11 protein-coding genes are annotated in these 11,486 nt (G+C 64.2%); 6 read left to right on the top strand and 5 right to left on the bottom strand.

Translation table 11 applies throughout. From position 1 onward, the window contains the following. Positions 1 to 17: 17 nt before the first annotated feature. The 4 genes from VT84_RS31820 to VT84_RS31805 all read right to left on the bottom strand — a co-directional run bounded on the left by VT84_RS31820 (position 18) and on the right by VT84_RS31805 (position 2,190). Entirely contained in the window at positions 18 to 296 is a 279-nt protein-coding gene (locus VT84_RS31820) for an indolepyruvate ferredoxin oxidoreductase subunit alpha (RefSeq protein ID WP_082842347.1), read from the bottom strand. Positions 297 to 428: 132 nt separating this feature from the next. Beyond that, positions 429 to 1,355 carry a sigma-54 interaction domain-containing protein gene (locus VT84_RS31815; RefSeq protein WP_082842346.1) on the bottom strand — a complete coding sequence of 309 codons (927 nt, stop codon included), beginning with the start codon at positions 1,353 to 1,355 and terminating at the stop codon, positions 429 to 431. After that, positions 1,352 to 1,582: a DUF1653 domain-containing protein gene (locus tag VT84_RS31810; protein ID WP_082842345.1), complete on the bottom strand. Its 231-nt coding sequence runs from the start codon at positions 1,580 to 1,582 to the stop codon at positions 1,352 to 1,354. Before VT84_RS31810 ends, VT84_RS31815 begins: the two co-directional genes overlap by 4 nt. Before the next feature lie 65 nt (positions 1,583 to 1,647). Further along, a complete protein-coding gene (locus tag VT84_RS31805; RefSeq protein WP_082842344.1) occupies positions 1,648 to 2,190 on the bottom strand; it encodes a hypothetical protein in 543 nt (180 codons plus the stop codon). A 137-nt stretch (positions 2,191 to 2,327) separates the two neighbouring features. On the opposite strand from VT84_RS31805, the gene VT84_RS31800 reads away from it, so the two are divergent. Both VT84_RS31800 and VT84_RS31795 read left to right on the top strand, forming a co-directional pair. Next, positions 2,328 to 3,155 carry a hypothetical protein gene (locus VT84_RS31800; protein ID WP_082842343.1) on the top strand — a complete coding sequence of 276 codons (828 nt, stop codon included), beginning with the start codon at positions 2,328 to 2,330 and terminating at the stop codon, positions 3,153 to 3,155. A gap of 72 nt (positions 3,156 to 3,227) precedes the next feature. Beyond that, the gene (locus VT84_RS31795) at positions 3,228 to 5,864 is read left to right on the top strand and encodes a hypothetical protein (RefSeq protein ID WP_082842342.1); all 2,637 of its coding nucleotides are present in this window, start codon (positions 3,228 to 3,230) and stop codon (positions 5,862 to 5,864) included. A 28-nt stretch (positions 5,865 to 5,892) separates the two neighbouring features. Here the strand turns inward: VT84_RS31795 and VT84_RS31790 are convergent, their stop codons facing one another. Then, complete coding sequence (locus VT84_RS31790; protein WP_082842341.1) at positions 5,893 to 6,726, bottom strand: helix-turn-helix transcriptional regulator; 834 nt, start codon at positions 6,724 to 6,726, stop codon at positions 5,893 to 5,895. A 242-nt stretch (positions 6,727 to 6,968) separates the two neighbouring features. Between VT84_RS31790 and VT84_RS31785 the strand changes: the two genes are divergently transcribed. The 4 genes from VT84_RS31785 (at position 6,969) to VT84_RS31770 (ending at position 11,266) form a co-directional block, all read left to right on the top strand. Next, positions 6,969 to 7,406: a hypothetical protein gene (locus tag VT84_RS31785; protein ID WP_052557339.1), complete on the top strand. Its 438-nt coding sequence runs from the start codon at positions 6,969 to 6,971 to the stop codon at positions 7,404 to 7,406. A gap of 153 nt (positions 7,407 to 7,559) precedes the next feature. Continuing rightward, positions 7,560 to 8,816 carry a bifunctional folylpolyglutamate synthase/dihydrofolate synthase gene (locus VT84_RS31780; RefSeq protein WP_082842340.1) on the top strand — a complete coding sequence of 419 codons (1,257 nt, stop codon included), beginning with the start codon at positions 7,560 to 7,562 and terminating at the stop codon, positions 8,814 to 8,816. Between the two features lie 195 nt (positions 8,817 to 9,011). Then, positions 9,012 to 10,448, top strand: a complete 1,437-nt coding sequence (locus VT84_RS31775) for a nitrous oxide reductase family maturation protein NosD (protein WP_162271906.1) — start codon at positions 9,012 to 9,014, stop codon at positions 10,446 to 10,448. Next, entirely contained in the window at positions 10,358 to 11,266 is a 909-nt protein-coding gene (locus VT84_RS31770) for an FG-GAP repeat domain-containing protein (protein ID WP_082842338.1), read from the top strand. The genes VT84_RS31775 and VT84_RS31770 overlap by 91 nt, the downstream gene beginning before the upstream one ends. The last annotated feature ends 220 nt before the right edge of the window (positions 11,267 to 11,486 follow it).

The following is an 11,486-nucleotide window of genomic DNA, read 5'->3' as shown; positions in this document are numbered from 1 at the left end:
GGATAACTTCGCAATACTTACCGGCTTATCTTTTCCGTGACGCGCGCACCGAGCGGTTTGAGCACCTCCACGCGGTCGGCGTTGAGTTGCACGAAACCCGACCACTTCGCGGGTACGTTGGCGTCGAGGAAGATCGCTTCAACCGGGCACTCCGGAAAACACGCTCCGCAATCGATACAGTCGTTCGGATCGATGTAAAGTTGTTGTTCGTCTCCGTAAAAGCATTCCATCGGGCACACCACCACGCAATCCGTGTACTTGCACCCCACGCAAGGGGCGGTTACAACGTGCGCCATCACAGCACTCCTGATTCAAATGAAAAGAACCGCCAGGCCGAATTGCATGTCGCGTGCCGGGCGAAATGTGCTGGAAAACCAGTGTTTCGACGTGAGACCCATGACGCGATTTGGTCGCGCGACGAAGTGCGGTCACGTGCCGCCACCGTCGCGCGTGAGGCCGTGTTTGCGCATCTTGCCGTAAAGCGTGGTGGGCTTCAGTCCGAGCCGCTGAGCGGCGCCGCCGGGACCGTAAATGCGCCCGTCCGCGGCTTTCAGGGCCGCGAGGATACGGGCCTTCTCTTGCTCGGCCCACGTGCGCGCGGTCTCCACCGGCGAAGTGGTCGCGAGCCACGCGGGATCGACCACGAGTTCGGTACCGTCACTCACGATCACCGCGCGCTCGATCACGTTCTGAAACTCGCGCACGTTGCCGGGCCAGTCGTGGGCGTCGAGCGTGCGTAGTGCTCGGGCCGAGATGGTTGTTGTGGGGCGGCGGTGTCGTTCCGCGAAGTGCGCGAGAAAGTGGGCCGCGAGCGCCGGAATATCGGTTTTGCGCTCGCGCAGCGGAGGAAGCGTGATCGGAAACACATTCAGCCGGTAGAAGAGATCAGCACGAAACGAGCCGGCGCGTACCTCGGCTGCGAGGTCGCGGTTTGTCGCAGCGACGAGCCTGACGCTGACGGGAATCGCGTCACCGCCTCCCAGCCGCTCAACGATGCCCTCTTGAAGCACACGGAGTAGCGCCACCTGGACATCGGCCGCGAGATCGCCCACCTCATCGAGAAAGAGCGTGCCGTTGTGCGCCTGCTCGAAGCGCCCGATACGGCGCTTTACCGCGCCCGTGAACGCGCCCGATTCGTGGCCGAACAATTCACTCGCGACGAGGGCCGGCACCAGCGCGGCGCCGTTGACCGGCACAAACGCTCCACGTACCCGGCGGCTCTGCTCGTGTAGTGCCCGCGCAACGAGTTCCTTGCCGGTGCCGGTTTCACCGAGGATGAGTACGGTCGCATCGGTCGCGGCCACCCGTTCGATGGCACGACGAACAGCGGCAAGTGCTCCGATGAGGGCGGTCATGACGGGTTCGGGCCGATATAAGCGAAGCGCGGAACGGTCGCGCCGTTGTGGTTCACCGTTTCGAGGAACATGGCGCGCGGGCGCACCCACAATCCGGTGGCGTTGTAAAGCGGCTTGTACACGACGAGTAGCTCGTCCGTTTCACTGTGTCGGGCGATACCGACGACCTCGTACTCGCCGCCCTTATAGTGACGATACCGGCCGGGAACGGGTTCGTTACTGGACATGGTGCCCTTATGTGAGATGCGCCGTACTATCGCGGGCCTGAATTTCATTCAGGCCCGCATCACACTTACTTCGGCTTCACTTCTTTTGGTGTGGGAGCGATGGGGCGGGGAGCGGGTTTCGACTCGTCGGCTTTCTTCGCCGGTTCTTCCACTTTCTTCATCGGCGGGTCGGTTTTCTTCGGCTCGTCAGGTGCTTTCTCTTCCGGTTTCTTCGTTGGCTGAATGGGTTTGGTGTCGCTGATCGCGGCCTTCAGGTTCTTGCGCACGCCCTCGATCGTGTCGTGGAGCAAGAACGCCTTGCGCGACACGTCGGCTTCCTTTTCCGCGTTGTCGAGTCCGGTGTCGATGATCTTCTGGGTATCCGGCCGGTGCGCGAGCAGCGGGCGCACGGTCATGAGCGCCCCCTGGTAGATCCGGTACGCGCCCGTGAAGTCTTTGCCCTCGTTGTAAAGGTCCGCGCCCTTGTTATGCACGGTGCGGAGCGTGTCGATCACGAGCTTGTCGAACGCCTTCACGTTCGGCAGTTTCGGTTCGTCCGCGCTCCGCGCGGGAACGCTCCAGCCCAGCACCGCGGCGAGCGCGAGTGCCGCCAGGCTTTTGGTGGTCATGTGCTTCCTCCTGCGTCAACTTATTTGAAAGCCTACGCGCCAATCATGACGCACCCGAGTCGGGGTTGCAACGCGACTCCGGTTCCGCGTAGCATCTAGCGCGAATCAGTTTTTTGCCCCCGCACGGAAGCGGAACCGTGGCCGATAAGCTCACGCAACAAATCCTGGACGCGCTCGGGCGCTGCGCCGCGGAGCCGATCGGCTTACCGCTGTTCGCGGGGAAGACCGAGCCGGGCCTGTTCCCAAACGCTTCCAGTGCCAAACCCGCGGCCCAGAAGTGCCTCGCGGACGATCTCGTGCGAATCGTCGGCACCGACGCGAAAAATAAAACTCCGCGCGACCTCTACGGCCTGACCGAAAAGGGCTGGGAATTCCTGCTCGCGGCCGTGAACCCGAAACAGGTACTCGAAGACTTTGTCCGCGTGCTCGAAGCCCGGCAGGGTGAGATCGGCGAATTGCTCTCTACCGCGCGCCGGATGGCGGACAGTTTGCAGGGGCTGAAAGATGCCGTCGCCCGTGTTCTGCCGAGTGTGACAGCGGCGAAGATCCAAGAACCTAACTCCCCAGCCCCCTTCCCTAAAAAGGAAGGGGGAGCAGAGCCAGAGCCAAGCGCCCCCTCAGCGCTGGATTTCAGCCCCTCTCCGTTTAGGGGAGGGGTTGGGGAGGGATTGCTGCCCGAGGCCACCGCCGTTCTCGAAATGCCCGCCACCCTCGCGCCGGCGGTACTCGCGTACCTCGCGGACCGCTCCGGTCCCACAGACTGCCCGCTGCCGGAACTGTTTCGTGCTCTCGCGCTGACGGACTCGCTCACGATCGGGGCGTTCCACGACTGCCTGCGTCAACTCCACGCGGATGGAGCCGTGTCGTTCACCGCGTGGGCCGGCCCGCTTTACGCCCTCCCGGAACCGCAATACGCCCTGCTCATCGGCCACGGGATCGCTTATTACGCTTCGCTTCGTTCGTAGGATTCGGACAGGAATGGGATCGGGTGAGTTGCGGCCGTGCCCGCTTCTCTTCCTACTACCGGAGGTTCAAGGATGAACGCTACAGCTCTCGCGCCCGAACCGACACTCACCGGCCGCACCCGCGACGTCCTGAAGCGCGCGGGGAACCCGTTCCGCAATTACTTCGCTCGTAACCCGGACGACGAAGTGTGCGCACGGTTCCACGTGCCGGAACTGTTTGCGGCCGAGCGCGACCTGCTGCACGCGATCATCGACCTGTACCGCTACGACCCGCAGACGCACAGCGAGGTCGTGCCCATCCTGGGGAACAAGGGGGCGGGTAAGACGCACCTGCTCCACAGCATTAAGCACGGCGTGGGCGGTCAGTGGCAACTGCTCGTCACGCCGGGCGTGTACCAGCGCGACTCGGATTTCCTCGAATACCTGCTGTTCCAGATCATCGATACGCTCCTCGGTGGCGGGAAGCAGAAGGGCGTGCGGCCCCTCGATTTCATTGGTGACCAACTCGTCCGGCGCCAGCTCGGGGTCGCCCTGCGCGAACTGTCCGATGAGGAGAAGGTCGAACTGTTCCCGCCCCCGGGCCTCGGCCGGTGGGCGCGCCGGCTCGGTTTGGGAACGCAACAGGCCCGCGAACGGGCCGAGTGGCTCGCGGAGAACCTGAGCGGGTACTCGAACTTCGCCCGGATGCCCACGCCGGTCGCGCAGGCGCTCACGGACGCGGGGCTGACGCCGCAGAAGGCGTTCGACCTCGTTTGCACGCACATTCAGAAGAACGAGGCGCACAACACCGCCGGGCTCATGCGCCGGCACATCTTCCAGGGGTTCGCGAAGGCGGCCCTCCTGCGCGACGAGAGCGAACTCGCGAACTTCCTCACTTACGGGTTCGCGGAACTGGAGTTCCACGTCCGCCCCACGCGGCAGGATCTCGTGCTCGCGCTCTTCAAGGTGCTGACGGAAGTGTTCCGCAGCCTGAAGACGCCGGTGGTGGTCGCGTTCGACCAGCTCGAAGACCTGCTCCTGGCGCGCCGGACGGACGACGCCCACCGCACCGCGGAGGCGTTCTTCGCGGGCATCGTTCAGGTGATGCACCAGATCGACGGGCTGTGTTTCCTGATCTTCGCCGAGCGCGGGTTGTGGAACCGCTTCGTGCCCTCACTCGATGGCTACATTCAGGACCGGTTGAACAACCCGGTTCACGTGCCGAAGCACGGCACCGTGAAGGCCATTCGGCTCGAAGCGCCGCCCGCGGACCTCGTGCGCCGGGTGGTCGAAGCGCGCCTGCGGCCCTGCCTGGGCGAACTCCCCGCCGGCGAGCTGGTTTCGGAAATCTTCCCGTTCGTGGACGAGCAGATCACGCGCATCGCGCGCACCGAGCCGACGCTCCGCGATATGCTCCAGCAGTTCCGCCACCTGTTCGATCACGTGGTGTACGGCCCGGACGATGCCCAGGTGCCAGTGGCCCGGGTTTCGGAACCGACTCCAGCGAAGGCTGTTGAGGTCGAGCCGAGTCAACTGGATACGGAGCCGGAACTGCCCGCGGGGCGATTCGATGTGGCCGCGGAGATCACCGCAATGCCGGCGGCGCTGCCCGCGCCGGTCATCGAACCCAAGTTGCCGGAATTGCCCGTTTCGTATGACCCCGTGAGCCGGATCGCGGCACTGCTCGGGCGCGACGAAGACGATGTTCCCCCACCGCTCTCGACACTGACGATCAAGCACGTGGAGGTGATCGAAACGCCGGCCGACACCCCCGCGGACGAGCCGCCTGTGGCGGAAATTGTATCGCCCGCGCCGCTTCTCATGCTCCCGCCGGCAGTCACCGACGACGTACCAATGGCCGTCGCCGTGGATCTGGAAGAAAACGTCGAAGAAAGCGTCACGGTCAGTGGGCCGGTTGTTGAAGTGCCGGAACCGCCCGCACCGCCCGTCGTTCAAGCTGAAGCCCCCACGGTTGTGGCAGCCGCCCCGGAGGTGCCGGCCGCGGCTCCCTTTCCGTCAGCGGTACCCGCAAACTTATCGCCCGCCACTGTGGTGAAGCCGGCCGTTTCGGTCGCGGCCACGGGACCGGCGGTGGCGCGTGACAGCCACGCGGCGCTGGTCGAGTTGTGGGAACAGGAGCAGCGCGCGGCCCGGCGGAAGCTCGAACCGGAAGGCGCCCTCACGGGCGCGACGCGCGAGCTTCAGGCGGGGCTGGGGGCGTTCCTGAGTGTGTGCCACGAGCACGGGGTGAAGGTCGGCCCGTGGCGCCTCCAGCACGTCGTCAACGAATGGTCGTATGGCGAGCACCCGACTTACGGTGTTGTCACGATCGCGCACTGGGCCTGCAAAGACGCCCAGCCGTGGCGGATGGGGCTGGGCCTGTTCCTTGCACGCGGGGCCGGGAAGCCGAAAGACCTGGAAGTGAAGCTCGCGGTACTGGATACGGAGCCGGCGGTGGTGGATCTGCTCGTGTTGCTCCGCCCCGAGGACGACATCGCGACGACCGGTAAGAGCAAGACGCTGCTCCAGGACGCGGAGCGCCGTGGAAAGCACACGCGCCTGGAACCGGTGTCGCTCGACGGGTTCGCGCAGATGTACGCCTTCCCGCGCTGGCTCGCGGCCGTGCGCGAGTCGCTCCCCGAAGGCGCACCGCTGCCCAATCTCGCGGACATCATTCAGGAGAAGGGCGAGAAGCTGCTCGAACAGGTGTGCATGCCGGTCCAGGGCTGAGACCCGGTGATGGAACGACGGCCACGCACTACTTTGGTGCGTGGCCGTTGTCATTGACCCACGCGCACCCGTTGCCCCATCCGCGGCGAATCCACCGGGCGAGCAATTCGGCCCGTGTCGTCACTCCGAAATGGCTGAAAATCACTTTGACGTACTGATTAACGGTGTACTTGCTGATTCCCAGTCGCGCTGCAATTTGCTTATCCGAGTCACCCTCCAACAGACACCGGAGCACCTCCCGGACCCGCGGTGCGAGGTCAGAAGGCGAGGGTTCCGTGAACCGAGCCAGTGCGTTGCCAACGAGCGGCGCCAGCACCGCATGAGCTTCCTGAACGAGCGCCTTGTGCCTCGCGGTGAAGTCCTTTTCTCCGGCCGCGCGCCCGAGTGTGACAGAATTAAACTCGGTCGGCGCCCCGGGAAGTGACCGGTAGCACTGCAAAGTGTGGTCGACCCCGATTCCGAGGTGGATCACTTCATAGTACCGGGACCGGTACCAGTTTGCGTCCTGTAACAGTTCCGTGCGACTCGCGCAGAGGCCGTCGTCGCGCTGGAGGCGAGCAAAGTAGGCGACCAGCATTTCCGAAAAGCTCGGGTCTTCACCGAATTCGATGAGCGCCCGCATCCACGCCCCTCGATCGAACCCGTTGGTCCACCCCCACTCGGTCGTGCCGAGGGCGCGGGGGCGCGGCCCCAGGCACTCTGCGAACTCCCCTCCGACGATGATATCGGCGCCCGTGAGCGCCCCGAGTCGCGCGAACCAGTGCCGGCGCCACGTGCCGGGTTCGTCGCCGAGGGCGCGGCACTCGTGAACGAGTTCGTAGATGGAGCGTAGGTCGCGGAGCCGAAGTGCGGAAGACGGCATGACTTACTCGGGCGCCCGTGAAAGGAATGACACTCCCTAGTTTAAGTGGCTCGTGCAAATGGGAGAAGGAGAATAACTTTCCATCAGCCTAACGCAACCGGCAGACACTTCGAGAAATTCAAGTGACTCGAGTCGGTCTGAGTGGGCGGAGCCAGACCTATTCGGGTCGGCTGATTGCAAGTTGGGCCGCTTGGCGCCGCAACGAACCCCAACTGAAACCGAACCTGCGGCGGGAGATCGAGATGGACACCAAAGCAAAGCAACAATCACCGCAAGATCTGCCCAAGCAGGCTCGTCGGGTCGATATCCAGGGAACTAGGCGGTATCTGCACCTGAACAATCAAACTGACCGGTACCTGCATACAATTTGGACCGGACACACGCACCAGCAACCGCACTACGAAGACATACCCATTGGTGAGTCGCGCTCCTGGAAATCCGAAAGACGTCCCCTCGATCAGAACGCGGACTTTGAAGTCGAGTTCCATCGAGATCGAGACGGAAGCGAGCGGCTGTATGTGGGCAAAACCACCTTCAGCGTTACAGCCGCTTCGTCGAGTCGAACCGAGGGGATCGACATCGAAGACCACGGTGATCACATCCAACTAGGGTATTACTTCACTTTCGACGGTGACCTCTACTGGTGGGAGATCGGCAGGGTGAGCAAGGCCGACTGGTAGACGAGGCTGGCTTAACCAACCACTGTACCTGACCCAGCGCGAAACAGGCTGATCGGTAAGCTTGACTAGAGATCGCCCCCGATTATCGTCCAAGTTCCTATCTTGTCCCCGACCCGGTTCGGCATTCTGCCGCGCCGGGATCGGGGTAACAGGATGACCTACGACGAGGCCATTTCATTCTGGTACGGGCGCATCAACTACGAGGTACGGTCGGCCGGGCCGCTCGACCTCAAGTTGGAGCGCATGCACGCACTTCTTCGGCGCCTGGGTGACCCGCAAGACCGGCTGCGCCTGGTTCACGTCACCGGGACGAAGGGGAAGGGCTCGACGTGCGCGATGCTCGCGTCCGTGCTGCGCGCGGCGGGGTACCGGGTCGGACTGTTCACGTCGCCGCACCTTGAACACGTCGAAGAGCGGATGCAGGTGGACGGCGTACCCATTTTGCACGCGGAAATGATCGCCCGCATGGAAGAGGTCGCGCCCGCCGTGCGCGCGATGGAAGAGGAAACACCGCTCCCTTCGCCCACGTTTTTTGAGATCGGCACGGCCCTCGGGTTCTTACACTTCGTGCGCCGGCGGGTCGATATTGCGATCCTCGAAGTCGGACTCGGCGGGCGGTTCGACAGTACGAACGTGTGTCACCCCCTCGTATCGGTCATTACGAACATTGGGTTCGACCACACGGCTCAACTCGGTAACACGCTCGAAGCGATTGCGTATCAGAAGGCCGGGATCATCAAGCGCCGGGTGCCAGTGGTGAGCGGTGTGTCGCAACCCGGTCCGCGCGCGGTGATTCGCGAAGTAGCCGCTGAATTGGGCGCGCCGCTGTGGGAGGTGGAGGCGACCGATGTGCTCCCCCCTCTCAACCTCCTCGGTGCGCACCAGGTGCAGAACGCGGCTACCGCGCTCGCGGTCGTCGAGCGCCTGCGTGAAACCGGGATGCCCATCCCGGACGGGGCCGTGGCTCGCGGCCTCGCAAACGTGAAATGGCCTGCGCGCATCGAAGTGGTTCGCGAGCGGCCCATCGTTATTCTCGATACCGCGCACAATGTACCGAGCGCCGAAGCTCTGGTTAACACCCTGCGCGCCTCGTTCCCGCAGAGCGCCACGAAGCGCGTGGTGTTCGCGGTCTCGTCTGACAAACAGTTCGCGGATATTTTGCGCATCCTGGCCGGATACTTCAACCACTTCTACTTAACGAAGTACGGCAACAACCCGCGGTGCGTGCCCCCGGAAAAACTGGCCGCGACCCTCGCGGCGGTTGCTCCCGGCACATCGTTCACCGTCCACGCGACCGCTCTCGATGCGTGGCGCGAGGCCCGTTTCGCTACGGCCGCGGGTGATTTGGTGTGCGTGACCGGGTCCGTCTTTTTAGCCGGCGAGTTACGCTCGGTACTTTCGGAAATTTAGGGCGCTATATGCTGTCGGAGTTACCGGCGCGCAACTCGTCCTCGTTGCGCGCTGCACGTTGATTCGTAGCCGTTCCCACTCTAAAGTTCCCTCGGCTCGCAGCCCGCGGTACGCCCCTTCGTTTCTCATCTGGGATTCGCCGCCGCGTTCGTCCGTCAAGTTCGCCTATTCTATCTCCAAAGAAGAGGTTCGCTTTTGCGCACGAAAGCTCGTCTGTCCACCCGTCTCGGGGTGGAGTGGCTCGAGGAACGCGCCGTTCCGGCCGCGTACTACGTCGCGACCACCGGATCGGATTCGGCCGCCGGAACCGCGGCCAGCCCGTGGAAGACCCTTCAGCACGCAGCTGATGTCGTTCGGGCCGGGGACACCGTGACGGTTCGGGCGGGGAGCTACACCGGGTTCTACCTGAGCACCGACGGCACGGCCGCGTCTCGGATCACGTTCACCGGTGAGGCCGGCGCGAAAATCACGAGTCGGAACGCCAGGACCGCAGACGGGATCAACCTCGAAGGGGCCGATTACGTCACCATTCAGGGGTTCAGTGTCACCGGCGCGGGGCGTGCGGGGATTCGCTCGGTCCTGAACCGCGACGTCATTGTTCGCAACAACAATTGCGACAGTAACGCAGTATGGGGCATCTTCAGCGGGTTCAGCGAGAACCTAACGATCGAGAACAACGTTACGTCGCGCTCGGCCCAGCAGCACGGCATCTACGTGTCCAACAGTGGCGACAACCCGGTCATCCGCGGGAACGTGTCCTGGGGGAATCGCGGGTGCGGGATCCACATGAACGGGGACGTTAGCCAGGGCGGGGACGGGATCATCTCGAACGCCTTGGTCGAGAACAACATCTTGTACAGCAACGGGGCCGGGGGCGGGTCGGCGATCAACGCCGACGGGGTGCAGAACTCGGTGTTCCGCAACAACCTGATCTACAACACCCTCGCCGCCGGTATCACTCTTTTTCGGCAGGACGGTGCCGCGGGTTCCAGTAGGAACCTGGTGGAGAACAACACTGTTCTCGTTGCGTCGGCCGGGCGGTGGGCGCTCAACATCATGAACGGGAGCACGACCAACACCGTTCGGAACAATATTCTCTATAGCGCCCACTCGTTCCGCGGGGCGATCTCGATTTCTGCGGACAGCCTGTCTGGGTTCGTGAGCGATTACAACCTCACCGAGAATGTGTTCTCGGTTGACGGTGGTAACACTGCGATCTCTCTAACCCAGTGGCGCACCGCCACCGGCCGGGACGCGCACTCGTTCACCACGGCGGACCCGAATTCGCTGTTCGTGAGCCCCTCGACCGGTGACTACCACCTCAAACCGACGAGCGCCGCAGTCGACAAGGGCACTACGACCGGCGCCCCCCGACGGACGCCGAAGGCACGCCGCGGCCGAGCGGTAACGGCGTGGACATCGGACACGACGAACTCGCGACCAGCCCGCCCCCATCTTCCCCGCCTCCTCCCCCACCACCGCCCGTTACCGGGCAATCGTTCGCGGTCGGGACGAGCGGGGGAACGGTGGCCAAGGTCACGATGTACAACGCGAACCGCACGGTGCGGTTCACCGCGACCCCGTTCGGGAGCACGTACACCGGCGAAGTTCGGGTCGCGGTCGGTGACGTGACCGGCGACGGGATCGCGGATGTGGTCGCGGTGACGAACGGGAGCGGGACCACCGCGGCGCGCGTGGCCGTTCTCAACGGGGCGACCGGGGCCGTCGTGCCCACACCGGCGCTCGTCCCGTCCACGTATACGGGTCTGCTGTCGGTCGCGGTCGGTGACGTGAACGGCGACGGGAAGGCCGACATCGCTCTGGGATCGAACGAGGGCGGTGCGCGGGTGCGCGTGTACCGGGGGGGCGATTACGCCAAGTTGACGGACTTCGCGGCACTGACCGGCACCGGTTTCCAGGGCCGCACCGCGGTGGCCTTGGGGGACATGACCGGGGACGGCAAGGCCGAACTGATCGTGTCCGCGTGGTACACCGACGGGTCGCGGGTGGCCGGGTTCCTCGGGACGTCGCTCGCCCCGAGTGCCACGCCCGTCTCCGCGTTCAAGTCGTTCACCACGACCGGGGCGTTCGGCGGCGGGCTGCACATGGCGGCCGGGGATCTCAACGGCGACGGCGCGGCCGATCTCGTGCTCGGTTCGACCGTGGGGGTGACGCCGTTTGTGTTTGTATACTCGGGTAAGCCCCTGGTACAGAGCGGCACGCTCACGCGGATCGGGTACTTCTCCCCGCCTTCGACCTCGGGCGCGACGCCCGGTACGCGGGTAGCGGTGCGCGACGTCAACGGGGACGGGAAGCTCGACATTATTACGTCATCGGGGGAACGGGTGACGACCTTTAATGGGAGCAACCTACCCCTGACCGGGTCGCCGCCGAGCCTCTTTACTTTTGACCCGGACGCGACCGTCAACGGCGGCGTTTGGATCGGGTGATTGAACGTTTCACGAGTACCGGGCGCCGATGCATCGAGCGCCCGGTACTCGTGAAACGGGTACATCTCAATCGACGCGCCCGTTCTGAGGTGCCGCGCGCGGTGATACACCCGGTGAGGTCAGTCGCCCGGGCTGCGTTCCGCGGCGCGACCTGAACCCGGTCGCCGACATTTCCACTTTCCACCCATAATCGGTTCGGCCCGGAGTGCTAGAATGGCTA

It is taken from the genome of Gemmata sp. SH-PL17 (assembly GCF_001610855.1).
Classification (GTDB): Bacteria; Planctomycetota; Planctomycetia; order Gemmatales; family Gemmataceae; genus Gemmata; species Gemmata massiliana.
Note: the sequence above shows the minus strand (reverse complement) of the source record. Positions and strands in the feature narration are given on the sequence as shown.

Excerpts from the sequence above, each read along its gene's own strand:
- VT84_RS31820 (WP_082842347.1), bottom strand. The coding sequence starts at position 296 with ATGGCGCACGTTGTAACCGCCCCTTGCGTGGGGTGCAAGTACACGGAT.
- VT84_RS31815 (WP_082842346.1), bottom strand. The coding sequence starts at position 1,355 with ATGACCGCCCTCATCGGAGCACTTGCCGCTGTTCGTCGTGCCATCGAA.
- VT84_RS31810 (WP_082842345.1), bottom strand. The coding sequence starts at position 1,582 with ATGTCCAGTAACGAACCCGTTCCCGGCCGGTATCGTCACTATAAGGGC.
- VT84_RS31805 (WP_082842344.1), bottom strand. The coding sequence starts at position 2,190 with ATGACCACCAAAAGCCTGGCGGCACTCGCGCTCGCCGCGGTGCTGGGC.
- VT84_RS31795 (WP_082842342.1), top strand. The coding sequence starts at position 3,228 with ATGAACGCTACAGCTCTCGCGCCCGAACCGACACTCACCGGCCGCACC.
- VT84_RS31790 (WP_082842341.1), bottom strand. The coding sequence starts at position 6,726 with ATGCCGTCTTCCGCACTTCGGCTCCGCGACCTACGCTCCATCTACGAA.
- VT84_RS31785 (WP_052557339.1), top strand. The coding sequence starts at position 6,969 with ATGGACACCAAAGCAAAGCAACAATCACCGCAAGATCTGCCCAAGCAG.
- VT84_RS31780 (WP_082842340.1), top strand. The coding sequence starts at position 7,560 with ATGACCTACGACGAGGCCATTTCATTCTGGTACGGGCGCATCAACTAC.
- VT84_RS31770 (WP_082842338.1), top strand. The coding sequence starts at position 10,358 with ATGTACAACGCGAACCGCACGGTGCGGTTCACCGCGACCCCGTTCGGG.